The sequence below is a fragment of the Tsukamurella paurometabola genome (assembly GCF_900631615.1).
GTDB lineage: Bacteria > Actinomycetota > Actinomycetes > Mycobacteriales > Mycobacteriaceae > Tsukamurella > Tsukamurella paurometabola_A.
The window spans coordinates 509,817-535,763 of record NZ_LR131273.1 but is presented as its reverse complement, the minus strand read 5'-3'; the positions used below and the strand labels follow the sequence as shown (position 1 = coordinate 535,763).

Genomic DNA, 25,947 nt, shown 5'->3' with positions numbered 1-25,947 from the left:
CCTGACCGAGGAGGAATCATGGACGGCCGGACGACGCGGCGATCGATGAACCCGGCGGCGAAACTCGCGATCTACGGCGCTGGCCTCGTGGTGGCCTTCGGCGGCGCGTACGGCATCGCCGGCGCGGTGGTGCCCGACGGCGCCGTCGCGCAGTGGAACGCGCAGGCGGACCAGGGGCACGGCGGGCACGGCGCCCCGGCGGCGGCCGCTCCCGGCGCCGCGGCCCCGCTCAAGGGCGTCGCCCTCAGCACCGACGGGCTCACCCTGTCGCCCGTCGGGGCGCCGCGCGCCGTGGGCGAGGCGGGCACCCTGAGCTTCCGCATCGAGGACGCCGCCGGTGCCCCCGTCACGGCGTACACGACGACGCACGAGAAGGACCTGCACCTCATCGCGGTCCGCTCCGACGGCACCCTGTTCCGGCACGTGCACCCGACCCTCGACCGCGCTACGGGCACCTGGTCGGTGCCCTGGAGCTGGGCCGACGCGGGCACGTACCGGCTCTACGCCGATTTCGCGCCCGCCTCCGGCTCCCCGGTCACGCTCTCGCGCACCGTCGAGGTCGCGGGTCGGTACACCCCCGCCGACCCGGCGCCCTCGCGCATCGCCCGGGTCGACGGCTTCACCGTCGCGCTCGACGGCGACCTCGTCGCCGGCGCGTCGAGCCCCGTCACGCTGCGGGTCACGCGCGACGGCGCGCCCGTCACGGCGCTGCAGCCCTACCTCGGGGCCTTCGGCCACCTCGTCGCGCTCCGCCAGGGCGACCTCGCGTTCCTGCACGTCCACCCCGAGGGTGCCGAACCGAAGCCCGGCGACACCGGCGGGCCCGCCATCGCCTTCCAGGCGCAGGCCCCCACCGCGGGGCGCTACCTGCTCTACCTGGACTTCCAGGTCGACGGGGTGGTCCGCACCGCGAGCTTCGTGCTCGACGCGGCCGCGCCCACCGCGCCGCAGACCCCGGCGTCCGCACCCGCATCCGCCGCGCCGGCCGACGGCCACGGCGGGCACTGACCACCACCGAGGAGGAGAGGAATCGATCATGAGCACACCCGGCACCACCGGCGGCGCGCCCATCGAACTGGACATCGGTGGCATGACCTGCGCCTCGTGCGCGAACCGGATCGAGCGGCGCCTGAACAAGATCGACGGCGTGAGCGCCACGGTCAACTACGCCACCGAGAAGGCGAAGGTGCTCGCGCCCGAGGGCGTCGACGCGCAACGCCTGATCGACGAGGTCGCTGCCGCCGGGTACCGGGCGACGCCGGTGGGGACGGCACCGTCGAACCCGGAGGGGGACGACGCCTCCCCGGCCGATGCCGAGCTGGCGTCGCTGCGCACCCGGCTCCTCGGCGCCGTCGTGCTCGGCGTGCCGGTCATCGCCATGGCGATGGTGCCCGCGCTGCAGTTCACCTCCTGGCAGTGGGCGTCGCTGGCCCTGGCATCGCCCGTGATCCTGTGGGGCGCATGGCCCTTCCACAAGGCGGCGTGGGCCAACCTCAAGCACGGCACGGCCACGATGGACACCCTCATCTCGATGGGCACGCTGTCGGCGTTCCTGTGGTCGCTGTACGCGCTCTTCCTGGGCACGGCGGGGGAGCCGGGCATGAAGCACCCCTTCAGCCTCACGCTCGCGCCGTCCGACGGTGCCGCGAACATCTACCTCGAGGTGGCCGCCGGCGTCACGATGTTCATCCTCGCGGGGCGCTACTTCGAGAAGCGCTCCAAGCGGCGGGCGGGGGCGGCGCTGCGCGCGCTGCTCGAGCTCGGTGCCAAGGAGGTGTCCGTCCTGCGCGACGGGGCCGAGGTGAAGATCGGCGTCGACGAGCTGCGCGCGGACGACGAGTTCGTCGTGCGGCCCGGGGAGAAGATCGCCACGGACGGCGTGGTCGTCTCCGGCACCTCCGCGGTCGACGCCTCGATGCTCACCGGCGAATCGGTGCCCGTCGAGGTCGGCCCCGGCGACGCGGTCACGGGTGCCACCGTCAACGCGGGCGGGCGCCTCGTGGTGCGGGCCACCCGCGTCGGCGCGGACACGCAGCTCGCGCAGATGGCACGGCTCGTGGAGGAGGCGCAGACCGGTAAGGCCGAGGTCCAGCGCCTGGCCGATCGGATCTCCGGCGTCTTCGTGCCGATCGTCATCGCGATCGCCGCGATCGCGTTGGGCGGCTGGCTCGGCGCGGGCTTCCCGGCCTCCGCGGCCTTCACCGCCGCGGTCGCCGTGCTCGTCATCGCCTGCCCGTGTGCGCTGGGCCTGGCCACCCCGACGGCGCTGCTCGTCGGCACCGGCCGTGGTGCGCAGCTGGGCGTGCTCATCAAGGGCCCCGAGGTCCTCGAGTCGACCCGCCGCGTCGACACCGTGGTGCTCGACAAGACGGGCACCGTGACCACCGGCCGGATGACCCTGGTCGACGTGATCGCCGAGGAGGGCGTCGACCGGCTCGACGTGCTCCGCTACGCCGGCGCACTGGAGGACGCCTCCGAGCACCCGATCGCGCAGGCGATCGCCAAGGGGGCGGCCGCGAAGCTCGGATCGCTCGCGCCCGTCGAGGGTTTCGCGAACATCGAGGGGCAGGGCGTGCAGGGCGTCGTCGACGGTCACGGCGTGATCGTGGGCCGTGAATCGCTCCTCGCCGACTGGGCGCTGCGCCTGTCCGACGGGCTCGCCGCGGCCAAGGCGGACGCCAAGGCGCAGGGCGCGACGGTCGTTGCCGTCGGCTGGGACGGTGCCGCGCGGGGGATCCTGGTCGTCTCCGACACCGTGAAACCCACCAGCGCGGAGGCGATCCGGGAACTGCGGGCGCTGGGCCTGACACCCGTGCTGCTCACCGGCGACAACGAGGCCGCCGCCCGGAGGATCGGCGCGGAGGTGGGCATCGACGAGGTGATCGCCGAGGTCATGCCGCAGGACAAGGTGACCGTGGTGACCAGCCTGCAGGCGCAGGGCCGCGTGGTGGCGATGGTCGGCGACGGCGTCAACGACGCCCCCGCACTCGCCGCCGCCGACCTGGGACTGGCGATGGGCACGGGCACGGACGTCGCGATCGAGGCCGCGGACATCACCCTGGTGCGCGGTGACCTGCGCGCCGCGGTCGACGCGATCCGCCTGTCGCGCAGCACGCTCCGCACGATCAAGACGAACCTGTTCTGGGCGTTCGCCTACAACGTCGCGGCCATCCCGGTGGCGGCCCTGGGCATGCTCAACCCGATGCTCGCCGGCGCGGCGATGGCCTTCTCCAGCGTCTTCGTCGTCGGCAACAGCCTGCGCCTGCGCGGATTCCGCAGCGCCGCGGGGCCGGAGGCGGCGACGCCGCCGGTGAGCCCCACGACCACCTGCCCGGTCATGGTCGGCAATCCGGTGGTCAAGGCGGACGCCGAGGCGGCCGGGCTGTTCCGCGATTACGACGGCGAGCGGTACTTCTTCTGCTGCCCCTCGTGCGCCCCGAAGTTCGACGCCGACCCGGCGAAGTACGCGGCGAACGTCGCCTGAGCCCGAGTAGTGCAGCGCCGGCCGGCGCGCGGATCATCCGCGCCTCGGCCGGCGCTGCGCCGTGATCGCGTCGACGAATTCCATCTGAGCGCCCGGCCGCGGACATATGCGTCGCGCCGGCTACGAGGAGTGGAATGTCGTGAGCGGCCGCCTACTCCAGCGCCTCCGACAGCTCCAGCCAGCGCAGCTCCTGCTCCGCGAGCTCGTCCTCCAGCGCGGAGATCTTCTTCATCTCCTCGGCGAGGCCCGCGTAGTCGCCCTGATCGTGCTCGGCGAGTGCCAGTTTCGCCTTCTCGACCTGCTCGGTCAGCTTCGTCATCCGGCGCTCGACGGAGGCGACCTCCTTCTGCGCGGCCCGCAGCTCCGCGCCGCTCAGCCCGGGCTCGGCGGGGGTGGCGGTCACCGTCGAACCCGCACGGCCGGAACCGGATCCCGAACCCGCACCGTGCTGAGCGCGCCGCAGGGCCAGGTACTCGTCCACGCCGCCGGGCAGGTGCCGCAGCCGCCGATCGAGGATGCCGTACTGCTGGTCGGTGACGCGCTCGAGGAAGTAGCGGTCGTGGGAGACGACGATGAGCGTGCCCGGCCACGAGTCGAGGAGGTCCTCCATCGCGGCCAGCATGTCGGTGTCCAGGTCGTTGGTCGGCTCGTCGAGGATGAGCACGTTGGGCGAATCCAGCAGGATGAGCAGCAGCTGCAGGCGACGCTTCTGCCCGCCCGAGAGGTCCTTGACCGGCGTCGAGAGCTGCGCCGATGCGAAGCCCAGCCGCTCCAGCAGCTGCGCCGGCGTGAGCTCCTGCGCCTTGGAGCCGCTGCCCACGGTGAAGCTCGTGGCGAGGTTCGCCAGCACCACCCGTACGGGATCGTCCCAGTGCTGTTCGAGTTCGTCGAGGCGCTGCGTCAGCGTCTGCACCTTGACGGTCTTGCCGCGCTTGACGGTGCCGGTCGTGGGCTGCACCGCACCGTCGATCAGCCCGAGCAGCGTCGACTTGCCCGCGCCGTTGACGCCGAGGATGCCGGTGCGCTCGCCGGGGGCGATGCGCCACTCGATGTCGCTGAGCACCTGCTTCTCGCCGTAGCTCACCGAGACGTCGAGGATGTCCACGACGTCCTTCCCGAGCCGGGAGACCGCGAGCGACTGCAATTCGGTCTTGTTGCGGATCTCCGGGACGTCGGAGATGAGGGCGTTCGCCGCGTCGATCCGGAACTTCGGCTTGCTCGTGCGGGCGGGGGCGCCGCGGCGCAGCCAGGCCAGCTCCTTGCGGGCGAGGTTCTGCCGCTTCTGCTCGATGGACGCCGCCTGCCGGTCGCGCTCCACGCGCTGCAGGATGTACGCGGCGTAGCCGCCCTCGAAGGGCTCGACGATGCGGTCGTGCACCTCCCACGTCGCGGTGCAGACCTCGTCGAGGATCCACCGGTCGTGGGTCACCATGAGCAGGCCGCCCTGGTTCGCGGGCCAGCGGTTCTTGAGGTGGCCGGCGAGCCACTCGATGGCCTCGACGTCCAGGTGGTTGGTCGGCTCGTCGAGGATCAGCACGTCGTGCTCGCCGGCGAGGAGCTGCGCGAGCTGCACGCGGCGCCGCTGACCGCCGGACAGCTCGCCGAGCCGCGCGTCCCACGGGAGGTCGGTGAGCAGGCCGGCGATGACGTCGCGCACCTTCGGGTCGCCGGCCCAGACGTGCTCCTCGGTGTCGCCGACGACGGCGTGCCCGACGGTGTCGTCGTCGTCGAACAGGTCGGTCTGGGTGAGCACGCCCACCCGGACCCCGCCCCGTCGGGTCACGCGGCCGGAGTCGGGCTCGCGGGTGCCGGCCAGCATGCCGAGCAGGCTGGACTTGCCGTCGCCGTTGCGGCCGACGATGCCGATCCGGTCGCCCTCGTTGACGCCGAGGGACACCGAATCGAAGACCGTCTTGGTCGGGTACTCGAGGTGCAGCGCGTCCGCGCCGAGAAGATTCGCCATCGCGGGTCCAGGTTACGCGGGCACCTGCCATACTGATTTAGTTGGATATGCGACTAAACGCGAGGAGTGGGCTGTGAGCGACGCCGAGATCGTCACCACCGTGGCCGGGGGCACCGGCCACATCGAGCTGAACCGTCCGAAGGCGCTCAACGCGCTCACCATGGACATGGTCCACGCGATCGACGCGGCACTGCAGGCCTGGGAGTCCGATGACGCCGTGACCCGCGTGCTCATCACCTCCGCCTCGCCCAAGGCCTACTGCGCGGGCGGCGATATCCGCGCCATCCGCGATCAGGTGGTGGCGGGGGAGGACTTCACCCCCTTCTTCCGCGACGAGTACGACATGAATCTGCGCCTCGCGGAGTTCCCCAAGCCCGTGATCGCCCTCATCGACGGCGTGAACATGGGTGGCGGCGTGGGCGTCTCGATCCACGGCTCGCATCGCGTGGTCTCCGAGAAGGCGCTGATCGCGATGCCCGAGGTCGCGATCGGCTTCCTCCCCGACGTCGGCGCCACGTACCTGCTGGGCCGCCTCCCGAAGGGCGTCGGTGAGCTCATGGGTATGACGGCGGCCCGGATCGGCGCCGGCGACGCGCTGGCCGTCGGGCTCGCGACGCACTTCGTGCCGTCCTCGGCCATGCCGGACGTCAAGGCCGCCCTCCTCGCCGGGGAGGAGCTCGACGGTGTGCTCGCCCGCTTCGGCGACACCGCCCCCGCTGCGACGCTCCCGCTCGACGAGATCGCCGACGTCTTCGGCCGCGACTCCGTGACCGAGATCCTCGCCGGCCTCGCGACGACCTCCGGCGCCTGGGCCGACACCGCCCGCGAGCAACTGGCCACGGCCTGCCCCACCTCGGTGTTCGTCACCTTCGATCTGATTCAGGAGTCGCGCGACCGCACTCTGGCGCAGTGCCTCGCCGAGGAGGCCGTCGTGGGTGCCCGCCTCGTCCGTCGGCCCGATTTCGTGGAGGGCATCCGCGCGGTGCTCATCGACAAGACCCGCGACCCGCAGTTCTCGCCCGCCACGATGAACGACGTCGAGGAGCGCGAGATCGAGGCCCTCCTCGGCTCCTGACGCCCGGCGGGTTCGCTCGTGGCGCTCCCTAGCGGGGCGGCCACCTCCCCAGGTCCATGGACGTAGGGAGTGCACGACACGCGAGGGCGCTGCACGTCCCGCTAGGGAGCGCCGACGGTGCGGGGCGGGGGTCGACGGTGCCGGGCGGGCTGGGGAATCGCGCTCTATGACATCGTGACCGCTGGTGCCAAACCGGACAGGGCTGATGTCCGATTTGGCGCCGATGGTCACGATGTCATAGACCCGCGATCGCCCCTCCTCCTCTCCGCGACCATCGCGCTCGGCTGCGTGGGCAGTGGCGATACAGTGCACTGATGGATGAACCGGCCGAGGTCGCTCTGCAGTTGTGTTGTCTCCTGTGGGCCCGGCCCGGACTCGAGAGCGCACTCACCGAGTACGAGGATGCCGTGCTGGCGTTGCTCCCTGAGCATGGCGGCATCGTCGTCCAACGGGCCATCGGGGCGGGCGGCGACGGGCAGCCGAACGAAGTTCAGTTGTACCGCTTTCCGGATCGATCCGCGCTCGATGGCTACCTCTCGGACCCGCGGCGTCTCGCGCTCACCGGTGAACGCGACCGGGTGATCGCGCGCACCGAGCTATTCCCCGTCTCGTTCTGATCGCGCGGGCCAGTCGTCCCCGACTGGCTATGTACGGCGCCGCCGGTCGTCGCCGACGATGCTGTCCATGATCGTTTCGTGGACCGCCGTGGCGGGAATGGTGGTGACGGCGTTGGCGATGGTGCTCACGCCGGGGCCGAACATGATCTACCTCGTCTCGCGCAGCATCAGCCAGGGTCGCACCGCGGGCCTGATCTCGTTGGCGGGCACCGGGGTGGGCTTCGTCGTCTACCTCACCCTCGCGAACGTCGGGCTCGCCGTGGTGTTCGTCGCGGTGCCGTGGCTGTTCATGGGCTTCAAGGCCGCCGGCGCGCTGTACCTCGGCTACCTCGCCTTTCAGGCGCTGCGGCCCGGAGGGCGGGGGCTGTTCGAGACCGCGGACCTGCCGCGTGATTCGAACGGCAAGCTGTTCCGCATGGGGCTCGTCACCAACCTGCTCAATCCGAAGGCGGCGATCATGTACCTCGCGCTGATCCCGCAGTTCATCGATCCCGCGCGCGGGCACACCGCGGCGCAGGGATTTCTCCTCGGCGGCGTGCAGATCACGGTGTCGATGCTGGTCAACGCCGCGATCGTGGTCGCGGCGGGCGCGGTGGCCGCGCTCATCGCACGGCGCCCGTCGTGGGCCGCGTGGCAGCGCCGGATCACCGGCACCCTGCTCGGCGCCGTCGCGCTGCTCCTCGCCCGCGAGGTCCCGCAGCGCGCCCGCGTGTGAGTGCGTTCCGACACCGACGGTGAATCGATTGGCGGCGAAGAACGTCGATCGAGATGCGATTCAACGGCGGTTTCCGGCGTCAGCCCACCTGGTAGGTGCCGGTGGCGCTCGCGACCAGAACGTCGCCGGTCTGCGAGAACATGTCGCACCGCACGTGGCTGGTCCTCCGGCCGGTGGACAGGCGGTGTGCGCGCACCCGCAGGCCGTCCTCGATGAGCGGCGCGATGAAGTTCACCGACAGCGAGGCGGTGACGCCGCGCAGTTTGTCCGGCACGGGGCGGCCGGCCCAGGCCGCGACCATCACGCCGATGTCCGCCGCCGCGGCGATGAGGCCGCCGTGCATCATCGTGCCGACCGTCGTGAGCTCCGGCCGGTACGGCACGAGAAGTGTTGCGGCGCCGTCGGTGATCTCCTCCAACTGCACGCCGAGCAGCGCCACGAAAGGCGACGCGGGCACGAACTGCTTCATGATCTCGGAGCCGTCGGCGGCGGCGTCGAGCTGATCAGGTGAGATGGCCATTCGTTGTTCTCCTAGTTGAACTATGAAAACGAAGTATGTCTAGGATAGTGCCATGGAATCGCTTCTGACGGAACCCTCCGACAAGCGCCGCCGCCGCACACGCGCCGCGCTCCTCGACGCCGCCCGCGCCCTCTACGCCCGGCCTCAGGGATATCGGGGGACCTCGGTCGACGAGCTCGCTGCGGCCGCCGACGTCGCGCTGACCAGCATCTACTCGAACTTCCCCGGCGGGAAGGCGGACCTGTACGCCGTGCTCGCGTGCCGGATCGGCCGCGAGCACGTGGCCGCGATGGCGGCGGCGGTCGGTACGGCGACGGGGGCCGACGCCGCGCGGCTCGCCTTCGACGAGTATCTCGACTTCCACCGTCGCGAGCCGATGGCCTTCCGGCTGCTCGGCCTCACCGACGTGCACGGCGAGGGCTCGGAGACGGTCCGCGCCGCCCGCCGCGAGGTCCGCGGCTACCTGTCGCAGGCCCTGGAACTGGTGATCGGCGCCGTCGGCGAACCCGCGGGTCCGGCGCGGGCCGAGGTGATCCAGTGCTGGGCCGGCATCAACGGTCTCCTCGCCCTCGCCGCGCGCGGCCTGATCGGGACGACCGAGGCGGAGGTGTTGATCGCCGACGTGCGCCGCCGGTCGGAGTCGCGGCTGGAGGCGTCCCGATGACGCCGGGCGAGCTGTCGCTCGGGCGGCGGCTCGTTCTGATGGCGCAGGCCGCGGCGATCGCCGGCGTCAGGATCCCGCAGGCGGCGGCAGGGCCGCGTGGGGATCTGGGCCGGGACCGCGGCCCCACCTCGCTCCCCGGCGGCGCGGACGCCGCGCGAGCGTACGAGCTCGCCGTGGGGACGCTGGACGCACCGGTACTCGCGCACAGCCTCCGCTGCTGGGAGTGGGCCCGCGTCCTCGCGCCGGCGCCGGTCGACGAGGAGGAGCTGTTCATCGCGTGCCTGCTCCACGACCTGCACCTGGGTGGGCCCGAGGACACGCGGTTCGGCTGCTTCGCCGCGCACGGCGGATCGACGGCGCGGTCCCTCGTCCCGGGCCCCAGCGGCGAGCGGATCGCACGGGCCGTCGAGCGCCACTTCGACCCGATCGCCTCCCGCGAACCGCTCGCGGGAGCCCTGCATGACGCGGCGCACCTCGATGTGGCCGGATACCGTGCGGCGGAACTGGATCGACGGTTCGCGGAGATGGTGTGCGCGCACTACCCCCGCGACGGCTTCGCAACGGCCTTCCTCGCCGCGATCGCCCATGAGGCGGCGGTGCGGCCGCGCTCAGTGGCCGCGGCGATGCGATGGGCGGGGATCGCCCTGCCGGTGCGGCTCAATCCCCTCGACCGGCTGCCCGGTCCCGTCCCGCGCTGACGGCAGGTGATGCCGGCCGGTCTCAGTCGGCCGCGGCGACCAGGGGTTCCAGCGTCAGTGCCGGGTGCTCCTTCTCGATGTACTGCAACCGCCACTTGTCGGAGAACAGGGCCAGCAGCGCACCGTCGTTGCGCTCGAAGACCTCCACGCCGCGCTGCCGGTTCAGCTCGTCCGCGCTGGCGGAATCGGTCCGGCGCGCCACGGAGTAGCCCAGGTGCTCGACCTGCACATCGACGTTGAACTCCGTCTTCATGCGGGCGACCACGACCTCGAACTGCATCGGCCCGACGGCGGCCATCACGGGGGAGGCGTCGCCGCGGACGTCGTTGCGCAGCAACTGGACCACGCCCTCGGTGCCGAGCTGCTCGATGCCCTTGCGGAACTGCTTGTACTTACCGGCCGAGTCGGCGCGGACCACGGCGAAGTGCTCCGGCGCGAACGAGGGGATCGGCGGGAACTGGACCTTGGCGCCGTCGTACAGGGTGTCGCCGGGGGAGAGCGCGTTGGCGTTGACGAGGCCGACGACGTCGCCCGGGTACGCGGTCTCGACGGTCTCGCGGTCGCGGCCCACCACCGTCATCGCGTACTTGGTCGCGAAGGGCTTGCCGGTCTGCGCGTGCTGGACGACCATGCCGCGCTCGAACTCGCCGGAGACGATCCGCATGAACGCGAGGCGATCCCGGTGCGCCGCGTCCATGCCCGCCTGCACCTTGAAGACGACGGCGCTGAACGGGTCGGTCACCTCGCGCTCGGTGTCATCGATCGCGGTTCGCGCGTGCGGCGCGGGCGCGAGCTCGACGAGGGCCTCCAACAGTTGCCGCACACCGAAATTGAGGATCGCCGAGGTGAAGATCACGGGCGAGGTCTGGCCCGCGAGGAACATCTCCTGGTCGTGGCTCTGGCCCATCTCGGTCATGAGGTCCGTCTCCTCGACCGCCTCGGCCCACACGTCGCCCTCGCGGTCGAGCGCGGCGTCGGTCGAAAGGTGCTCCTCCGGAGCGATCTTCGCGCCGCCGGCGGTGCGGGTGAAGTGCACGTACTCGTCCTTGCGCACGTCGCGCAGTCCGCGGAAGTCGCCCGCGATGCCGACGGGCCAGTACAGCGGCGTGGGCGTGAGGCCGATGCGCTCGGAGATCTCGTCGAGCAGCTCCAGCGGCGTGCGGCCGGGCCGATCCCACTTGTTGATCACCGTGATGACCGGTATCCCGCGGTGGCGGCACACCTGGAAGAGCTTGAGCGTCTGCGGCTCCAGGCCCTTCGCGGCGTCGATGAGCATGACCGCCGCGTCGACGGCCGTCAGCACGCGATAGGTGTCCTCGGAGAAGTCGGCGTGGCCGGGGGTGTCCACCAGGTTGATCACCGACGGCTCGGCGTCCTCGGCGGCGCCCGACGAGGTGTAGTTGAACTGCAGCGCCGTCGAACTGACGGAGATGCCGCGCGCCTTCTCCATCTCCATCCAGTCGGAGACGGTCGACTTGCGGCCGGCCTTGCCGTGGATCGCGCCGGCCTCGTTGATCACCCGGGCGTGCAGCGCCAGGGCCTCCGTCATCGTCGACTTGCCCGCGTCGGGGTGGCTGATGATGGCGAAGGTGCGGCGGCGGGAGACCTCGTCGGCAATGGAACTCACGGGGAGCCAGTGTACCCGTATCCGCAGGTAGATCCCGTCGCGGTCACGCGGGACGCGAAAGGGCGTAGACCACGTGGTCCGGCGGGTCGACGGGGTTGTCGGGCGGGATGTCGGCGTGACCCACCAGGGTGAAGCCGGCCCGCTCCAGCGCCCGCCAGGAGCGGCGGTTACCGGCCGCGACGGAGACCACGACCCGCTCGCCGCCCAACTCGGTGAAGATCACCTCGCACATCGCCGCGATCATCGCCGTGCCGAGGCCTCGCCCGGTGGCCGCCGGGGAGCCGATCAGGTAGTCGATGCCGTAATCGGCCGGGCCGAGGTCCACCAATGACGCGACCGCGGCGGTCTCGGGCTCGTCCGCGTAGTCGATCCACCGCTGCCGCTGGATCAGGCCGAAGGGGGTCCGGGCATCGTCGCGGGGAGCGGGCCCGCCCGCTCCGTTCCCGGCCTCCAGCCCGAGCCAGTCCTGCGAGGGCTCGGCACCGTCGACCGACGGCCCGAAGTCGCGCTCGATCGCCTCGGGGGAGGTCTCGTGGTGCCACCAGCGCCGGTTGTGCGGCTCGGCGAGCCACGACGCGAGGAGGGGGAAGTCCGCGCGCGTGACCCGCCGGAAGGTGATCACCAGGCGTGCACCGTGTTCTGCGCGGGCTCGAGACCGTCGCGGATCAGCAGCTCGACGGCGTCCGCGGCGTTCGTGACCAGCAGCGGCACCTCGGGCTTCTCCGCCTTGGCGAAGGGCTTGAGCACGTAGTCGGCGGGGTCCTGACGGCCCGGCGGCCGACCGATCCCGGCGCGCACCCGCAGGTAGTCCTTGGTGCCCAGGTGCTGCGTGAGGGAACGGAGCCCGTTGTGGCCGCCCTCGCCGCCGCCGCGCTTGAGCCGGACCAGGCCGAAGTCGATGTCCAGCTCGTCGTGCACGGCGATCACGTCGGTGGGTTCCACCGAGTAGAACCGGGCCAGGGCAGCCGTGGGCTGCCCGGAGAGGTTCATGAAGGACTGCGGCTTCGCCAGGTACACCTGGCGGCCGACGAGCCGCGCGCCCGCGACCTCCGCCCCCGACTTCTTGTGCCGGGAGAAGGAGGTGCGGGCGCGCGAAGCGAGCTCGTCGACCACGTCGAAGCCGATGTTGTGCCGGGTCCCGGCGTACTTCTCGCCGGGGTTGCCCAGCCCCACGACGATGAGTGGCCGGTCGGTCATGGCAGTTACTCGGCAGCCTCGTCGGCGGCCTCGGCCTCGTCCTCATCGGTCTTGACCGCGGCGATCTCGGTGATGTTGATGACCAGCGCCTCGGCGTCGGTGACCAGCGAAGCGCCCGCGGGGACCTCGAGCTGGCCGGCGGTGATCTGCGTGCCCGCCTCGAGGTTGTGGACGTTGAACACGATGTGCTCGGGGATGTTCAGCGCGTCGGCCTCGACCTCGACCTCGTTGAGGTCCTGCGCCACCTGGGTGCCGCCGGCGGGCTCGCCCTCGATCACGACGGGCACGGAGACGGTGACCTTCTCGCCCTTCTTGATGACGAGGAGGTCGGTGTGCTCGATGTAGTTGCGCAGCGGGTGGACCACGACCTGCTTGGTCAGCGCGAGCTGCTCCTTGCCGTCGACCTCCAGGTTGAGCACGGCGTTCGTGCCGTCCTTACGCAGGATCGCGGCGAAGTCGCGCGCGACGACGGTGAAGTGCTGCGGCTCGGTGCCGTGGCCGTAGAGGACGACGGGCACGAGGCCGTCGCGGCGGGCGCGCCGGGCGGCGCCCTTGCCGAACTCGGTGCGGACGGTGGCGACGAGCTTGTTGGTCTCGGACATGAGACTCCTTCGGTGCGGTGTAGCGGCCCCGGCGATGCCGAGGCGGTCCGCACTGCGCCACGCGGACTCCGCGGGAGGAAGTGCCGTTCGCGTCGATCACGGCGGCCCGGGGCCGCCCTCGCCGAGAAGGTCGCCGCAGAGTCTACCGAACGGCCCGCTCAGGAGCGAAATCGAAGCTTCTTCAATCCGTCATGTCCAGTTCGCGCGGCGTCCACGCCACATGGGCACCATCGATCCCGTGAACAACGCCCCGCTGTGGTCTCCGCAGGACGTCGCGGAGCGCTTCGTCGACGCCCTGGGCAGCGGTGACTACGACATCGCCGAGCACCTGCTGGCCAAGGACGTCGTGTACCGGCGCACCGGCGGCCGCCCCCTGCGCGGTCGCGCCGCGGTCGCGCGCCACTTCCGCTGGCACGCCCGCACTCGCGTCGCGATGCAGGCCGTGCTGCTGGCGTCGGAGCAGACCGCCTGCGCGGTCGCCGTGACCGAGCGGGTCACGGCCCTCGTCTACGGGCCGCTGCGGGTCCAGTTCCAGGTCCGGGGGACCTTCGAGGTCGACGGTGGTCGCATCATCGCCTGGCGCGACGAGGCCGACGTGCGCGCGGTGGCCCGGGCCGCGGCCCGGGCGGTGGCGGGCGTGTTCTACGCGCCGGCCCGGCCCACCCTGCCGCGCGCGGTGATCTGATCCGTCGCGGACGGACGGGAAGGATCGCGCGGTGGGCGGCGTTGCACGGGCCATGACGACTGTGGGTGAGTTGGGGATCTGGCGCGGCGCGACGCAGGTCGACGGTGCCTTCGCGACGCGGGCCGAGGAACTGGGCTACGGCACGCTCTGGTTGGGCGGATCGCCCGGCGGCGACCTCGCCGTGGTGGACCCGCTGCTGGAGGCGACGCGGAACCTCGTCGTGGCGACGGGCATCCTCAACATCTGGCAGGACGACGCCCGCGCGGCGGCCGCTGCCTTCCATCGCATCGAGAAGCTGTTCCCCGGCCGGTTCGTGCTCGGCATCGGTGCCGGGCACCGCGAGGCCACCGCCGACTACCGCACCCCGTACCAGGCGCTCGTCGACTACCTCGACGTCCTCGCCGCGGAGGGCGTGCCCGCGGAGCGGACGGTGCTCGCCGCGCTCGGCCCCAAGGTGCTGCGGCTCGCCGCCGACCGCACGGCCGGCGCGCACCCCTACCTCACCTCGCCCGAGCACACCCGCCGCGCGCGGGAGATCCTCGGCGCCGGGGTGCTGCTCGCACCCGAGCAGAAGGTCGTGCTCGACGAGGACGACGCGCGCGGCCGCGAGACCGGCAGGAAGACCGTCGACTTCTACCTCCGGCTCCGCAACTACGTCGCCAACCTGCGGCGGCTCGGCTTCGACGACGCCGACCTCGAACGCCCCGGCAGTGACCGCCTCATCGACGTACTCGCCGTGCACGGGGACGGTGACGCGATCGCCGCGGGTGTGCGCGCACACCTCGATGCGGGCGCCGACCACGTCGCGGTGCAGGCGCTCGGCGACGATCCGTGGCCGGCCCTGGAGGCGATCGCTCAGCGCCTGCGCTGACCCCATCGAGCAGCGCTCCCGCGGACGGTGGGGCACGATGGTGGCGTGGACCTGAAAGCCGAAGCCGCTGCCAACCTCGCCGACTTCACGAAGGAGTCGTTCACCGACGCCGGCGTGACCCACGACGTGTACCGGAAGGGCTCGGGCCCGGCGGTGATCGTGATCGCCGAGATCCCCGGGATCACCCCCAAGGTGCTCGACTTCGCCCGGAGGGTGGTGGACGCCGGTTTCACGGCCGTGCTGCCGCACCTGTTCGGAACGCCCGGCCTGGACGCCGCCAACCCGAAGGCCATCGGCTACGCGGGGACGGCGAAGAGCATGGCGAAGCTGGTGGGCTCGCTGTGTGTGAGCCGCGAGTTCACGATCCTCGCCACGGGGAAGTCCTCCCCGGTCGTCACCTGGCTCCGTGCGCTGGCGCGCCAGGAGCACGTGCGCTGCGGCGGCAAGGGCGTCGGCGCGGTCGGGATGTGCTTCACCGGCGGGTTCGCGCTCGGCATGGCCGTCGACGACGTGATGCTCGCGCCCGTGCTCAGCCAGCCCTCGCTGCCGTTCCGACCCATCCCGGGCACCGGTCGCACGATCGACATCTCGCCGCAGGACCTCGACACCGTCAAGGTGCGGTGCGCCAAACAGGGACTCAAGGTCATGGGCCTGCGCTTCACGGGCGACCGCATGGTGCCGGGTGAGCGCTTCGACTTCCTCCGCGAGCAGCTCGGCGACGGCTTCATCGCCGTGGAGATCGACGACGCCGATGCCAATCCCGACGCCCTGACCCCGCCGCACTCCGTCCTCACCGAGCACCTCATCGACGAGCCCGGGCAGCCCACACGGCAGGCACTCGACGACGTGATCCAGCTCTTCCGCGACACCCTCCCGGCCGGGGCCTGATCGCGGGCGCAGACGCGAGCACCCCGCCGGGTGCGCGCCCTTCCCGCGGCGAGCGATCGTCACGGAGCGGCCATCAACGCTTTTACGTGCCATTACCATCTATTTGCTATTGCTAGTCTCGGCCCCATCATGGAGATCACTGGGGTCCACTCCGACCGCGCCGGCGACGACTTGGGCCTCGCGTTCAACCGCCTGCGGCGCCATGCCGTCATCAGCGACGTGGTGTGGCGCTACGCCGTCGCCGGATTCACGCTGTGCGTCGGGATGTTCGGGGCGGTGATGATCTTCACGCCCGAAGGTGCGGGCGACTCCACCCCGCGCACGATCACCCTCGCCCTGCTGTGCGGCACCGGGATACCGGCGGCCGTCGCCGTGAGTCGGCTGCCGGTGACGTCCCTGTGGTGGAGCCCGTGCCCACGGCGGAGAAGGATCAGCACGCTGTTCGTCCTCTACGCGGACGTCGCGGTCACGAGCATCCTGGTGCTGTACAACAGTCCGGCCGCCGCGCTCGCCGGAACGGTGCTGTTCGCGACCGTCGGCGCCTACGCCGCGCACTTCCTGGCGACGCGCGCCCTGGCCATGCACCTCGTCTTCTCCAGCGCGGTGATCGTGTACCTGGGGGTCCGCGTCGTCCAGGTGTACGCCGCGACCCCGCTCGCCGTCGGCGCGCAGGTCGCCGTCAGCGTCCTCGGGATCAGCGGCGTCGTCGTCCTCAACTACCTCTACACGGTGCACCTCAAGCAGCTGATCAGGGCGAGCCTGACGGCGTCGTCGACCGACGCGATGACGGGCCTGTTGAACCGGACCGGCTTCCGCGATGCGGTCGACGAGGTGCTGCGGTCGGATGAACGACGCCTCGCCGTGTGCATGATCGACGTCGACCGGTTCAAGCACATCAACGACGCGTACGGACATCTCGCCGGCGATGCCGCGCTCCAAGCGGTGGCGACCGCCCTGCAGCGAGCCGCGCCGCGGCACGCGCTGGTCGCCCGAATCGGCGGCGACGAGTTCGCCGTCGTCGCGCCCATGAGCGCCCCCGGATTGGAGGCGGTCCTGGGCGCCGTACGGGAGAGGCTGCCCACCCTGGCGAACGGTGAGCGGATGTCGATCAGCGCGGGGATCGCGTCGGTGGATCTCCCCGCTCGCGCGGTGCTGTCGACCTTCGACGACCGCAGCAGGTTCTTCCACGCGATCATCGAGTCGGCGGACGATGCCCTTCGCAGCAGCAAGGAGGCGGGCGGTGGTCGCACGACCCGCCGGCCTCCGGGTGGCCCCTCCTCGGCCTGACCGCCGGGGGCGCCCGGAGGGCGGTGCGCTAGGAGATGCCCTCCTCCTCGGCGATCACGTTCTCGCCGTCGTCGTCGAGGTCCGCTCCCACGGCCTCACGCGCGTCCAGTTCCGCCTGCTGGGCCTCGGCGGCGGCCTCCTCGGGGGTCTCCGCGAGGGCGGACAGGTCCGTTTCGTTCGGATCGCTCATTCCAGTCGCTCCTGTTCCTCACGCTCGAGCCGGTCGCGCTCCTCCTGTGCGCGCTTGCGCTCGTGCTCGATCTCTTCTTCTCGGGTGTTCTTGTCGCTCATGCGTTCTCCTTCTCGGAATCGGACGACGCGGCCGCCTCGTCGGTGCCGTCGGCGGCGGGCAGGGAGCCCTCGGACACGGATCCGTCGGCGTGCTTCTCCACCACGGACAGCACGAGGCCGTCGTCGTCGGCGTCCACGCGCACCGTGTCGCCGGGCACGATGTCGCCCTTGAGCAGCATCGAGGAGAGGCGGTTGTCCAGCTCCTTCTGCACCGTGCGGCGCAGCGGCCGGGCGCCGAACTGCGGCTGGAAACCCTCCTCCGCGAGCCAGTCCTCGGCCTTCTCCGTCACGTCCAGTTCCACGTCCTGGCCGCGCAGCAGCCCGCGCGTGCTCTGCAGGATCAGCTCGACGATGTTGCGGATCTGCTGCTTGTCGAGGCGGTGGAAGATCACCGTGTCGTCGATGCGGTTGAGGAACTCGGGCCGGAAGTGCGCGTGCAGGCGCTCCTTGACCTTCGGCACCACGGATTCCCAATCGTCCTCCGGTGCTTCGAGGATCAGGTCCGCGCCGATGTTGCTGGTGAGGATCACGATGGTGTTCTTGAAGTCGACGGTGCGACCCTGGGCGTCGGTCACGCGGCCGTCGTCGAGCAGTTGCAGCAGGATGTTGAAGACGTCCGGGTGGGCCTTCTCGATCTCGTCGAAGAGGATCACCGAGTAGGGCTGTCGCCGCACCTTGTCGGTGAGCTGACCGGCCTCCTCGTAGCCCACGTAGCCGGGAGGAGCGCCGACGAGCCGGGAGACCGTGTGCTTCTCCTGGAATTCGCTCATGTCGAAGCGGATCAGCCGGTCCTCGTCGCCGAAGACGGTGGCGGCCAGCGCCTTCGCGAGCTCGGTCTTGCCGACGCCGGTGGGGCCGAGGAACAGGAACGAGCCGATCGGTCGGCTCGGATCCTTGAGCCCGGCCCGCGCGCGGCGGACCGCCTCGGAGACGGCGACGACCGCCTCGTCCTGCCCGACCACCCGCGCGTGCAGATCGTCCTCCAGGCGGAGCAGCTTCTCCTTCTCCTCCGAGGTGAGATCGGCGACCGGAATACCGGTGCGGCGCGAGACCACCTCGGCGATATCGGTGACGGTCACATCCGGGTCGCTCGGTTCACCGTCCGCGGAGATGGTCTTCAACCGCTCCTCGGCCTCGGCGATCTTGACCTTGAGCTCGTCGGCGGTCTTGTAATCCTCGTCCGCGACGGCGCTGTCCTTCTCCCGGTTCAGGCGCGCCAGCTCGTCCTCGACGGTGCGGGTCCCCTGATCGGAGGTCTTGGTGCGCAGCCGGACCCGGGCGCCGGCCTGGTCGACGAGGTCGATCGCCTTGTCCGGCATGAACCGGTCGGTGATGTACCGGTCCGAGAGCTCGGCGGCGGCGACGAGCGCGTCGTCGTCGTAGTGCACCTGGTGGTGCTCCTCGTAGACATCGATGAGGCCGCGCAGGATCTCGATGGTGTCCGCCACGGTCGGCTCACTCACCATCACGGGCTGGAACCGGCGTTCGAGGGCGGCGTCCTTCTCGATGTACTTGCGGTACTCGTCGATCGTGGTGGCCCCGATGGTGTGCAGCTCGCCCCGCGCGAGCGCGGGCTTGAGCATGTTGCCGGCGTCCATGGAGCCGTCGCCCCCGCCGCCCGCGCCGATGATCGTGTGCAGCTCGTCGATGAACACGACGAGCTCGTCGGAGTGCTCGCGCACCTCGTCGAGCACCTTGGTCAGCCGCTCCTCGAACTCGCCGCGGTACTTGCTGCCCGCCACCATCGAGCTCAGGTCGAGCGCGATCACCCGCCGGCCCGCGAGGGTCTTCGGCACGTCGTCGTTGACGATGCGCTGGGCCAGGCCCTCCACGATCGCGGTCTTGCCGACACCGGGATCGCCGATGAGGACCGGATTGTTCTTGCGGCGGCGGGAGAGGATCTCGATGGTCTGCTCGATCTCCTCGGCGCGGCCGACCACCGGATCGACCTTGCCCGCTCGGGCCTCGGCGGTGAGGTCACGGCCGTACTCGTCGAGCGTCGGGGTGCTGCTCGGTCCCTGCGGGGCCGGTGCCTGCTGGCCGCCCTTCCCGGGCTTGCCGCCCTTACCCGGCACCGACTGGCCCGAGGAGATCCCGCCGCCCGCGAGGGTCTGCGCTGCAACGGTGTCCGGGTTGTCGGCGATGCCGAGCAGGATGTGCTCCGGGCCGACGTACGACTGCCCGGAGTGCGCCGCCTGCTGCTGGGCCACGCGCAGCGCGCGGCGGGACGCCGGGCTGAGCGAGGGCGCACCGTCGGCCCCGCCGGGATTCGCGCCGGCCTTCGCGGCGGCCTCCATCGCGGAGGCGACGCGGTCGGGATCGAGGCCGACGCGCACGATGATCTCGCGGGTGGGCTCGTTCACGGCAGCCGCGTAGAGCAGGTGCTCGGGGGTGATCTCGCTGTTGCCCCAGTCGGCCGCGGCGACCTGGGCCTCGGCCAGCAGGTTCTTCGCCTGATCGTTGAGCAGGCGGTTCAGGTCGACCCGCTGCACCGACGGCCGCCCCACCGAGTTCCCGAAGAACCGCTGGAAGATGTCGTCGAAAACGCCGTCGAGTTCACTCATGGAAAAGCCTTTCTGCGGTTATTCGGGTGGGGTGGCCGATGGTTCCGGCGGTATCAGGAGGTGAGCGGGACCGATGCCTCCGCGGTGTAGGCCAGGAACGTGAAGGTCTCCTGCAGGTACAGCTGGACCGTCGCCGCGTCGTGGCTGAGGTAGCCGATCTCGACGTCGGTGCCCAGCCGCAGCTCGTAATCGCCGCCGCGGGTGGTCAGCACGAAGCCGCCGTCGATCGCGGGCGCCCAGATGATCTCGCCGTCCACGAGCCGCTTGAGCTGCTCCCGGATCGGATAGCCGTGGTCGGTGGTCTCGCTGATCGAGGTGTACACGTCGGCGGAGAGCAGCACCGAGTACGGCCCGTCGACCCCGGCGAGCCGCAGGTCCTCGAGCGCGCTCGCGACGGCGTCCGGAACGTCGATCGGATCGCTCGGCAGCGCGATGGCCTTGTTCGACGAGGAGGCGCGCAGGCCGTCGATCGACGCCGCGGCGTAGCCCTCGAAGACGGCGCGGTCCTCGGCGTAGGCGAGCTGCTTGGCCGCGGCCTTCACCGGATCCCAGTCCGCGTCCTGCGCGCCGCGCTCCACCGAATCGACGGCGTCGCGGGTCACGGTGAAGGGCACGCGCAGCCGCACCAGCGGGCGGCTCTCACGCAGCTGCGCCTGCACGCCCTCGGCGGGGCCGTCGACGGGCAGGAGGCGGCCGGTGCCGACCGCCGCGGCCTCGGGGCCGTCCGGGCCGGTCACGTCGACCACGCGGCGGCCGGCGATGTTGCGCTTGAAGGTGCGCGACGCCTCGGTCTCGATCTCCTCCCACGCCTCGGGGGTGACCGGTGCGAGGTGACGGTGCAGGTTGTTCATGACGTACCTTCCTTCAGGCTGCCGATGCCGAGCGAACCGTCGGCGGGGGCGGGTGGGGTCGTGCCGGTCGGTGCCGCCGACGGTGCGCCGCCGGCGGTCGGGAGGTCGGGCGGGCCGTCGAGCCAGTCGCCCGACGGGGTGAAGAACAGACAGCCGGTGAGGGCCGTCGAGAAGTCGAGGATCCGGTCCGTGTTGCCGGGCGGATCGCCGAGGAACATGTTGCGCAGCATCTGCTCGGTGACACCGGGGTCGCGCGAGTAGCCGATGAAGTACGTGCCGAACTCGCCCTTGCCGAGCTCGCCGAACGGCATGTTCTGCCGCACGATCTGCAGTTGCTCGCCGTTCTCGTCCTCGATCACGTTGAGCGCGATGTGGGCGTTCTCCGGCTTCACGTCGTCGTCCATCTCGATGTCCTCGAGCTTGGTGCGGCCGATCACCCGCTCCTGCTCCTCGACCGAGAGCGCGCGCCACGCCGCCATGTCGTGCAGATACTTCTGCACGTGCACGTAGCTGCCGCCGGCGAAGTCGGGGTCCTCGTCGCCGATCGCTGTGGCGGCCACGGCCGCCGCACCCGCGGGGTTCTCGGTGCCGTCGACGAAGCCGAGCAGGTCGCGGTCGTCGAAGAAGCGGAAGCCGTGCACCTCGTCGACCACCGTGACCGCGTCGCCGAGCGCGTCGAGGACGCGCCACGACAGCTCGAAGCACATGTCGAGCGTGCTCGCCTTGACGTGGAACAGGATGTCGCCCGGTGTCGACGGGGCGCTGTGCCGCGGACCGTCGAGCGGGACGAACGGGTGCAGGCCCTTCGGTTTGGGGCCGGAGAACAGGCGGTCCCAGGCGTCGGAGCCGAAGGACGTGGTCAGCGACAGCTGCTTGTCCGGGTACCGGAAACCGACCGAGCGGGTGAGCCCGGAGAGGTTGTCGAGCGCGTCGTGAACGTGGTCCTCCCGGCCCGGTCCGACTGTCACCACGACGAACATCGCGGCTTGGGTCAACGGCGAGATCACTGCTTGATTCGGGACCACGATTTTCACCCTAACTCAGGTCTGGACGGTGTGACGGGGGAAGAACGATCGGTGCATCGGGACGTGAAAAGCAGAGCGTGCGATGATGGTCCACGCACCGATGTCGATGCCGAATCGACCGTAATAGGTGGTGTTCGCGGGACCGGAGGGAGTCGAAGATGACGTGGATCGCAGTGGTGGTACTGGCGGTGGCAGCGCTCGCGGGCGTCGTGGCCGCGTGCGTGATCTCCACGCCCCGCCGCCCCGCCTCGGACGCCACCTACACGACCAACGCCCTCCTCGCCGCCGGCGCGGTCAGCGGCGCCGCCGTGTGCGCGATCCTCGCCGCGGTGTTCGCCGCCTACGCCTGACCCCGCGTGCGGCGTCCGGTGGAGGTGCGCGTCCCCGAGCGCTACCGGCCCGACCTGCGCGACAGCGGCCACGCGCTCCGCGTCGCGATCGCCCTTCTCATCCCCGGCCTCGCACTCATCGCCTGGGGCCGACCCGAGCTGCTGATCTACGCGGAGTTCGGCGCGTTCGCGGGCATGTACGGCCGCGGCGAGGTGGGCCGGCCGCGGATCGTGCACCAGGTGCAGGCCGGTGGGCTGCTCCTCGCGGGGGAGGCGCTCGGGATCACGCTCGCGCACCATCACGCGCCGCCGTGGGTGCTCGTGGCCGTCGGCGTGGTCTTCGCCACCGTCTGCTCCGTCCTGTCCGACGCGGTGCGCCTGCGCCCCGCGGGGCCGTTCTTCTTCCTGTTCGCGATGGGGGCGACCGCGACGCTGCCGGCGGGGCTGGCCCCGCCCTGGCAGGCGCTCGCGATCTGCGCGGCCACGGTCGTCTTCGCGATCGTGGTCGGCGCGATCGGCCGGCCCGACCCCTTCCGTGGGCGTCCCTGGTGGGACGGCATCGCGATGGTGCTGCGCCGGCCCGCACCCGGCGTGGGGATCCACGCGCTGCGGTACGCCCTCGCCGTCGGCCTCGCGGGCGGCGCCGGCGTGCTGCTCGGCGTCGACCACGCGAACTGGGCGATGGCCGCCGCCGCGGTCCCGCTCGCCGTGATCGACGCGGGCCGGCCCTCCGACGCCGAGACCGGGCTGGTGATCACCCGGGCGACGCACCGCACCATCGGCACCTTCGTGGGGCTCGCGGTGGCCGCGGCGCTGCTGGCGCTCGACCCCGGGCCCGCCGCGCTGGCGCTGGTGGCGATCGCGCTGCTGTTCCCGACGGAGCTGTACATGGCGCGGCACTACGCCGTCGCGATCGGCTTCTTCACCCCGCTGATCATGCTGATGACGGAACTGGCCGATCCCACGGACCCGGTGCGGATGCTGCTCTACCGCGGCATCGACACGGTGATCGGCGTGGTGGTCGGCGTCGCCGTCGCGCTCCTGGTGCGCAGCCCGGCCGAGCGGCGCGGCCCGGCCGAGCGGCGCGGCTGAGGCGTCGCTCCGGGCCGGGACGCGCACCGTCGGCGATCAGACCTGGGCGCCCGGGCTGGCGGAACCGTCCGCGGTGTAGGAGCTCGCCCCCACACCCGCCAGCGCGCCGCCGTCCACGATGAGGTACTCGTCGCGGATCGGCGAACCGGCGAAGAAGTCCTCGAGGATCTCCCGGGTGCCCGCGGCGTACCGCGCCTGCGCGGACAGGGTGGTGCCGGACACGTGCGGGGTCATCGCGTGGTTCGGCATGGTGCGCCACGGGTGATCGACGGCCGGCGGCTGCGGGAACCAGACGTCGCCCGCGTATCCCGCGAGCTGCCCGGATTCGAGCGCGGCCACGATGTCGTCGCGGACCACGATCTCGGCGCGCGCCGTGTTCACGATGTAGGAGCCGCGGCGCATCGTCGCCAGGAGGTCGGCGTCGAACATGTGATACGTCTTCGGGTGCAGCGGGGCGTGGATGTCGACCACGTCCACCGAGCGCACCAGCGACTCCACCGACTCGTGGTACGTCAGGTTCAGCTCCTGCTCGAGCTCCAGCGGCAGGCGCCGGGTGTCGAAGTAGTGCAGTCGCACGCCGAACGGGGCGAGACGGCGCATCACGGCCTGCCCGATGCGGCCGGCGGCGATGATGCCCACGTCCATGCCCTCGAGGTCGTAGGCGCGCTCGACGCAGTCGGCGATGTTCCAGCCGCCCTCGATGACCCACTTGTACGAGGGGACGAAGTTGCGCACCAGCGTGAGGATCTGCATGACGGCGTGCTCGGCCACGCTGATCGAGTTGCTGTAGGTGACCTCGGCGACGGTGATACCGGCCTTGATGGCGGCGTCCAGGTCGACGTGGTCGGATCCGATGCCCGCGGTGAGCGCGAGCTTGAGGTTCGGAGCCTTCGCGATCCGCTCGGCCGAGAGGTAGGCGGGCCAGAAGGGCTGCGAGATGACGACCTCGGCCTCGGCGAGGTGCCTCTCGAACTCGGGGCCGTCCTTCTCGGAGGTCACGACCAGCTCGTGGCCGGCGGCCTCCAGGTACTTCCTCAGGCCCAGCTCCCCGGACACGCAGCCGAGCAGCTCGCCCGGCGTGAAGTCGATGGCGGCGGGGGAGGGGATGGTCTGGCCGCCGGGGTAGGCCTCGATCAGCGGAATGGAGTCGCGGGCGTACTCGGGCGGGTAGCCCGTCACCGGGTCGGGGTACAGGACACACAGGATCTTCGCCATGATCACTCCTTGAATGGGCGAGGGGGAGAATGGATTTCGTCCCTCTGCATCCACTCTCGCGCGTCCCGTCGCGCACGTCCAATACGGGGATCCGCTCGCCCGATAGGCGGCACCGATCACCGCAGGCCGGGCCTCAGTGGGCGCTCTGCGCGCTCTCCGCGAGGGCCCGCGCGAGCACCGATTCCGGCTCGCCGGCGCCGCGCACGAGGGCGACGGAGGTGGCGAGCTCGCCCGCGTCCTCCAACTCGACGGTTCGCGTCCCCGACGGTGCGCGGTACGTGGCGATCCACGCCCGCGGCACGATCGACGCCCACCGCCCCGCGCCCACCATCGCCAGCAGGGTGGCGACGGAGTCGGCCTCCAGGCGCGGCGAGAGCCGCACCCCGTGGGTTCGGGCCGCCGCGTCGACCAGGTCCCGCCCGTGCATGCCCTCGTGCAGCAGGCACATCGGCAGTTGCGCGGCGTCCGCCCATGGACACGGCCCGTCGCCGTCGGGGAGGAGGTCCTCGCGGGCGATGAGCGCGAGCCGGTCGGTGTACAGCGGCGTCACCGACAGCCCGTCGACGTCGACACCGTCGGGGTAGACGATGCCGGCGTCCAGCTCGAACCGGCGGATCCGCTCGACCACGTCGGCGGAGCGCAGGCCCGCCCGGACCCGGACCCGGACGAGCGGATGCGCGGCGCAGAAGGGGTCGGTGAGGAGCGCCGCGGACGTGGCGGCGGCGGGGATCACCCCGAGGCTCAGCTCCCCGGTGAGACCGGTGCGCAGGGCCGTGACCTCGTGTTCCAGTGCGTCGCGGTCGGCGAGGATGCGTCGCGCCCAGGGCACGAGCCGCTCGCCCTCGGGGGTCAGGCCCTCGAAGGAGGAACCGCGCAGGACGAGCGGCACCTTGAGCTCGTGCTCCAGCTTGCGGATCGCCTCGGACAGAGCGGGCTGCGAGACGTAACACGCGCTGGCCGCGCGGGCGAAGTGCCGCTCACGGGCCAGGGCGACGAAGTACTCGAGCTGCCGGAAGAGCATCGCCCTTCGCTACAGGATCTCGTCGACGGCCTCGGTCGGGCGCGCCATCCGGGTGCCCTTCTCCGTCACCACGAACGGCCGCTCGATGAGCTTGGGGTGCGCCACCATCGCGTCGAGCAGCGCGTCGTCGGACGCGTCGGCCAGGCCGAGGTCCTTGTACTCGGCCTCTCGGGTGCGGACGGCCTGCCGGACGGTGAGCCCGGCATCGTCGATGAGCTTCTTCAGCTCCGCCTTCGACGGCACCTGGTCGAGGTACTTGACCACCGTCACCGTCGCGCCCGCCTCCTCCAGCCGGGCCAGCGCCTGGCGGGACTTGGTGCAGCGGGGGTTGTGGTAGATCGTCGCGTCCATATCGGCCAATCTAGTCGGTCCTAGCCGAGGACCGTCAGCGAGACGCCGACGGAGTCGCCGTCCTCGAGGCCCTCGGCGGTGCGGACGGCCTTCTTGATCGGAAGGACGTAGGTGCCGCGTGCGGAGTCGGGGAAGATCGAGGTGGCCCATGTGGTCCCACCGATCGTCACCGAGACGCGAACGCTCCCGAACCCGGGCCGGGAGCGATCGACGGTGTCGGCGATCTCGTCGGCCAGGTGGTTCGGGAGCGCGACGAAGCGGCAGGCGGCGAAGACCTCCGAGAGCCAGATCTCGGCGCGGAAGTCACCCCGCACG

26 protein-coding genes and 1 pseudogene are annotated in these 25,947 nt (G+C 71.3%); 13 read left to right on the top strand and 14 right to left on the bottom strand.

The genetic code is table 11. The annotated features are described in order from the left end of the window. Nucleotides 1-45: 45 nt before the first annotated feature. Entirely contained in the window at nucleotides 46-1,008 is a 963-nt protein-coding gene (locus ELY19_RS02785) for a DUF8832 domain-containing protein (RefSeq protein WP_126198662.1), read from the top strand. A gap of 28 nt (nucleotides 1,009-1,036) precedes the next feature. Further along, complete coding sequence (locus tag ELY19_RS02780; RefSeq protein WP_126194841.1) at nucleotides 1,037-3,484, top strand: heavy metal translocating P-type ATPase; 2,448 nt, start codon at nucleotides 1,037-1,039, stop codon at nucleotides 3,482-3,484. Nucleotides 3,485-3,635: 151 nt separating this feature from the next. Here ELY19_RS02780 and ELY19_RS02775 read toward each other — a convergent pair whose 3' ends face one another. Next, entirely contained in the window at nucleotides 3,636-5,447 is a 1,812-nt protein-coding gene (locus ELY19_RS02775) for an ABC-F family ATP-binding cassette domain-containing protein (RefSeq protein ID WP_126194840.1), read from the bottom strand. Nucleotides 5,448-5,520: 73 nt separating this feature from the next. On the opposite strand from ELY19_RS02775, the gene ELY19_RS02770 reads away from it, so the two are divergent. The 3 genes from ELY19_RS02770 to ELY19_RS02760 all read left to right on the top strand — a co-directional run bounded on the left by ELY19_RS02770 (nucleotide 5,521) and on the right by ELY19_RS02760 (nucleotide 7,854). Beyond that, nucleotides 5,521-6,522: an enoyl-CoA hydratase/isomerase family protein gene (locus ELY19_RS02770; protein ID WP_227967143.1), complete on the top strand. Its 1,002-nt coding sequence runs from the start codon at nucleotides 5,521-5,523 to the stop codon at nucleotides 6,520-6,522. Nucleotides 6,523-6,836: 314 nt separating this feature from the next. After that, nucleotides 6,837-7,139 carry a hypothetical protein gene (locus tag ELY19_RS02765; protein WP_126194838.1) on the top strand — a complete coding sequence of 101 codons (303 nt, stop codon included), beginning with the start codon at nucleotides 6,837-6,839 and terminating at the stop codon, nucleotides 7,137-7,139. A gap of 70 nt (nucleotides 7,140-7,209) precedes the next feature. Then, the gene (locus ELY19_RS02760; RefSeq protein WP_197716028.1) at nucleotides 7,210-7,854 is read left to right on the top strand and encodes a LysE family translocator; all 645 of its coding nucleotides are present in this window, start codon (nucleotides 7,210-7,212) and stop codon (nucleotides 7,852-7,854) included. A gap of 79 nt (nucleotides 7,855-7,933) precedes the next feature. Here the strand turns inward: ELY19_RS02760 and ELY19_RS02755 are convergent, their stop codons facing one another. Beyond that, nucleotides 7,934-8,374, bottom strand: coding sequence for a PaaI family thioesterase (locus tag ELY19_RS02755; RefSeq protein WP_126194836.1), 441 nt, complete (start codon nucleotides 8,372-8,374; stop codon nucleotides 7,934-7,936). Nucleotides 8,375-8,426: 52 nt separating this feature from the next. Between ELY19_RS02755 and ELY19_RS02750 the strand changes: the two genes are divergently transcribed. Both ELY19_RS02750 and ELY19_RS02745 read left to right on the top strand, forming a co-directional pair. After that, a complete protein-coding gene (locus tag ELY19_RS02750) occupies nucleotides 8,427-9,038 on the top strand; it encodes a TetR/AcrR family transcriptional regulator (RefSeq protein ID WP_126194835.1) in 612 nt (203 codons plus the stop codon). Further along, a complete protein-coding gene (locus tag ELY19_RS02745) occupies nucleotides 9,035-9,736 on the top strand; it encodes an HD domain-containing protein (RefSeq protein WP_126194834.1) in 702 nt (233 codons plus the stop codon). Before ELY19_RS02750 ends, ELY19_RS02745 begins: the two co-directional genes overlap by 4 nt. Before the next feature lie 22 nt (nucleotides 9,737-9,758). On the opposite strand, the gene ELY19_RS02740 is transcribed toward ELY19_RS02745, so the two are convergent. From ELY19_RS02740 to ELY19_RS02725, 4 genes are read right to left on the bottom strand one after another with little or no spacing between them, the layout of a single operon-like run. After that, nucleotides 9,759-11,363: a peptide chain release factor 3 gene (locus tag ELY19_RS02740; RefSeq protein WP_126194833.1), complete on the bottom strand. Its 1,605-nt coding sequence runs from the start codon at nucleotides 11,361-11,363 to the stop codon at nucleotides 9,759-9,761. A gap of 43 nt (nucleotides 11,364-11,406) precedes the next feature. Next, entirely contained in the window at nucleotides 11,407-11,985 is a 579-nt protein-coding gene (locus ELY19_RS02735; RefSeq protein WP_126194832.1) for a GNAT family N-acetyltransferase, read from the bottom strand. Beyond that, nucleotides 11,982-12,560, bottom strand: a complete 579-nt coding sequence (pth, locus tag ELY19_RS02730; RefSeq protein WP_126194831.1) for an aminoacyl-tRNA hydrolase — start codon at nucleotides 12,558-12,560, stop codon at nucleotides 11,982-11,984. The genes ELY19_RS02735 and pth overlap by 4 nt, the downstream gene beginning before the upstream one ends. A 5-nt stretch (nucleotides 12,561-12,565) precedes the next feature. Then, nucleotides 12,566-13,162 (bottom strand): 50S ribosomal protein L25/general stress protein Ctc, encoded by a 597-nt coding sequence (locus ELY19_RS02725; protein WP_126194830.1) that lies wholly within the window; start codon nucleotides 13,160-13,162, stop codon nucleotides 12,566-12,568. 238 nt (nucleotides 13,163-13,400) lie between these two features. On the opposite strand from ELY19_RS02725, the gene ELY19_RS23330 reads away from it, so the two are divergent. The 4 genes from ELY19_RS23330 to ELY19_RS02705 all read left to right on the top strand — a co-directional run bounded on the left by ELY19_RS23330 (nucleotide 13,401) and on the right by ELY19_RS02705 (nucleotide 16,893). Then, nucleotides 13,401-13,847: a limonene-1,2-epoxide hydrolase family protein gene (locus ELY19_RS23330; protein ID WP_164711493.1), complete on the top strand. Its 447-nt coding sequence runs from the start codon at nucleotides 13,401-13,403 to the stop codon at nucleotides 13,845-13,847. Nucleotides 13,848-13,899: 52 nt separating this feature from the next. Then, nucleotides 13,900-14,718, top strand: a complete 819-nt coding sequence (locus ELY19_RS02715) for an LLM class F420-dependent oxidoreductase (RefSeq protein WP_126198661.1) — start codon at nucleotides 13,900-13,902, stop codon at nucleotides 14,716-14,718. 45 nt (nucleotides 14,719-14,763) lie between these two features. Next, nucleotides 14,764-15,606: a dienelactone hydrolase family protein gene (locus ELY19_RS02710; RefSeq protein ID WP_227967139.1), complete on the top strand. Its 843-nt coding sequence runs from the start codon at nucleotides 14,764-14,766 to the stop codon at nucleotides 15,604-15,606. A 129-nt stretch (nucleotides 15,607-15,735) separates the two neighbouring features. Next, nucleotides 15,736-16,893, top strand: coding sequence for a GGDEF domain-containing protein (locus ELY19_RS02705; protein WP_126194827.1), 1,158 nt, complete (start codon nucleotides 15,736-15,738; stop codon nucleotides 16,891-16,893). A 28-nt stretch (nucleotides 16,894-16,921) separates the two neighbouring features. Here the strand turns inward: ELY19_RS02705 and ELY19_RS23325 are convergent, their stop codons facing one another. From ELY19_RS23325 to ELY19_RS02690, 4 genes are all read right to left on the bottom strand, one after another. Continuing rightward, complete coding sequence (locus ELY19_RS23325) at nucleotides 16,922-17,083, bottom strand: hypothetical protein (protein WP_164711492.1); 162 nt, start codon at nucleotides 17,081-17,083, stop codon at nucleotides 16,922-16,924. A 97-nt stretch (nucleotides 17,084-17,180) separates the two neighbouring features. Then, nucleotides 17,181-19,748, bottom strand: a complete 2,568-nt coding sequence (locus ELY19_RS02700) for an ATP-dependent Clp protease ATP-binding subunit (RefSeq protein WP_126194826.1) — start codon at nucleotides 19,746-19,748, stop codon at nucleotides 17,181-17,183. 53 nt (nucleotides 19,749-19,801) lie between these two features. Continuing rightward, nucleotides 19,802-20,599, bottom strand: a complete 798-nt coding sequence (locus ELY19_RS02695) for a family 1 encapsulin nanocompartment shell protein (protein ID WP_126194825.1) — start codon at nucleotides 20,597-20,599, stop codon at nucleotides 19,802-19,804. Continuing rightward, entirely contained in the window at nucleotides 20,596-21,579 is a 984-nt protein-coding gene (locus ELY19_RS02690; protein ID WP_164711700.1) for a Dyp-type peroxidase, read from the bottom strand. Before ELY19_RS02690 ends, ELY19_RS02695 begins: the two co-directional genes overlap by 4 nt. Nucleotides 21,580-21,782: 203 nt before the next feature. Between ELY19_RS02690 and ELY19_RS02685 the strand changes: the two genes are divergently transcribed. Together ELY19_RS02685 and ELY19_RS02680 are read left to right on the top strand one after the other, a co-directional pair. Next, the gene (locus ELY19_RS02685; protein ID WP_126194823.1) at nucleotides 21,783-21,974 is read left to right on the top strand and encodes a hypothetical protein; all 192 of its coding nucleotides are present in this window, start codon (nucleotides 21,783-21,785) and stop codon (nucleotides 21,972-21,974) included. 18 nt (nucleotides 21,975-21,992) lie between these two features. After that, a pseudogene (locus tag ELY19_RS02680) lies at nucleotides 21,993-23,138 on the top strand (FUSC family protein); the annotation flags it as partial. Here the strand turns inward: ELY19_RS02680 and ELY19_RS02675 are convergent. The 4 genes from ELY19_RS02675 to ELY19_RS02660 form a co-directional block, all read right to left on the bottom strand. After that, nucleotides 23,082-24,260 (bottom strand): NAD-dependent formate dehydrogenase, encoded by a 1,179-nt coding sequence (locus tag ELY19_RS02675; protein WP_126194822.1) that lies wholly within the window; start codon nucleotides 24,258-24,260, stop codon nucleotides 23,082-23,084. The pseudogene ELY19_RS02680 and the gene ELY19_RS02675 sit on opposite strands and share 57 nt — an antisense overlap. Before the next feature lie 133 nt (nucleotides 24,261-24,393). Then, the gene (locus tag ELY19_RS02670) at nucleotides 24,394-25,281 is read right to left on the bottom strand and encodes a LysR family transcriptional regulator (protein ID WP_126194821.1); all 888 of its coding nucleotides are present in this window, start codon (nucleotides 25,279-25,281) and stop codon (nucleotides 24,394-24,396) included. Nucleotides 25,282-25,290: 9 nt separating this feature from the next. Beyond that, nucleotides 25,291-25,632 carry an arsenate reductase (glutaredoxin) gene (gene arsC, locus ELY19_RS02665; RefSeq protein ID WP_126194820.1) on the bottom strand — a complete coding sequence of 114 codons (342 nt, stop codon included), beginning with the start codon at nucleotides 25,630-25,632 and terminating at the stop codon, nucleotides 25,291-25,293. Between the two features lie 20 nt (nucleotides 25,633-25,652). After that, nucleotides 25,653-25,946 carry a DUF1905 domain-containing protein gene (locus tag ELY19_RS02660; protein ID WP_126194819.1) on the bottom strand — a complete coding sequence of 98 codons (294 nt, stop codon included), beginning with the start codon at nucleotides 25,944-25,946 and terminating at the stop codon, nucleotides 25,653-25,655. Between the last annotated feature and the right edge of the window lies 1 nt (nucleotide 25,947).

What these genes read in the sequence shown, in the direction of transcription:
- ELY19_RS02765 (WP_126194838.1), top strand. Translation starts at nt 6,837, where the DNA reads ATGGATGAACCGGCCGAGGTCGCTCTGCAGTTGTGTTGTCTCCTGTGG.
- ELY19_RS02755 (WP_126194836.1), bottom strand. Translation starts at nt 8,374, where the DNA reads ATGGCCATCTCACCTGATCAGCTCGACGCCGCCGCCGACGGCTCCGAG.
- ELY19_RS02690 (WP_164711700.1), bottom strand. Translation starts at nt 21,579, where the DNA reads ATGTTCGTCGTGGTGACAGTCGGACCGGGCCGGGAGGACCACGTTCAC.
- arsC (WP_126194820.1), bottom strand. Translation starts at nt 25,632, where the DNA reads ATGGACGCGACGATCTACCACAACCCCCGCTGCACCAAGTCCCGCCAG.
- ELY19_RS02750 (WP_126194835.1), top strand. Translation starts at nt 8,427, where the DNA reads ATGGAATCGCTTCTGACGGAACCCTCCGACAAGCGCCGCCGCCGCACA.
- ELY19_RS02675 (WP_126194822.1), bottom strand. Translation starts at nt 24,260, where the DNA reads ATGGCGAAGATCCTGTGTGTCCTGTACCCCGACCCGGTGACGGGCTAC.
- ELY19_RS02700 (WP_126194826.1), bottom strand. Translation starts at nt 19,748, where the DNA reads ATGAGTGAACTCGACGGCGTTTTCGACGACATCTTCCAGCGGTTCTTC.
- ELY19_RS02785 (WP_126198662.1), top strand. Translation starts at nt 46, where the DNA reads ATGAACCCGGCGGCGAAACTCGCGATCTACGGCGCTGGCCTCGTGGTG.
- ELY19_RS02685 (WP_126194823.1), top strand. Translation starts at nt 21,783, where the DNA reads ATGACGTGGATCGCAGTGGTGGTACTGGCGGTGGCAGCGCTCGCGGGC.
- ELY19_RS02780 (WP_126194841.1), top strand. Translation starts at nt 1,037, where the DNA reads ATGAGCACACCCGGCACCACCGGCGGCGCGCCCATCGAACTGGACATC.
- ELY19_RS02745 (WP_126194834.1), top strand. Translation starts at nt 9,035, where the DNA reads ATGACGCCGGGCGAGCTGTCGCTCGGGCGGCGGCTCGTTCTGATGGCG.
- ELY19_RS02670 (WP_126194821.1), bottom strand. Translation starts at nt 25,281, where the DNA reads ATGCTCTTCCGGCAGCTCGAGTACTTCGTCGCCCTGGCCCGTGAGCGG.
- ELY19_RS02725 (WP_126194830.1), bottom strand. Translation starts at nt 13,162, where the DNA reads ATGTCCGAGACCAACAAGCTCGTCGCCACCGTCCGCACCGAGTTCGGC.
- pth (WP_126194831.1), bottom strand. Translation starts at nt 12,560, where the DNA reads ATGACCGACCGGCCACTCATCGTCGTGGGGCTGGGCAACCCCGGCGAG.
- ELY19_RS02775 (WP_126194840.1), bottom strand. Translation starts at nt 5,447, where the DNA reads ATGGCGAATCTTCTCGGCGCGGACGCGCTGCACCTCGAGTACCCGACC.
- ELY19_RS02705 (WP_126194827.1), top strand. Translation starts at nt 15,736, where the DNA reads ATGGAGATCACTGGGGTCCACTCCGACCGCGCCGGCGACGACTTGGGC.
- ELY19_RS02695 (WP_126194825.1), bottom strand. Translation starts at nt 20,599, where the DNA reads ATGAACAACCTGCACCGTCACCTCGCACCGGTCACCCCCGAGGCGTGG.
- ELY19_RS02715 (WP_126198661.1), top strand. Translation starts at nt 13,900, where the DNA reads ATGACGACTGTGGGTGAGTTGGGGATCTGGCGCGGCGCGACGCAGGTC.
- ELY19_RS23325 (WP_164711492.1), bottom strand. Translation starts at nt 17,083, where the DNA reads ATGAGCGATCCGAACGAAACGGACCTGTCCGCCCTCGCGGAGACCCCC.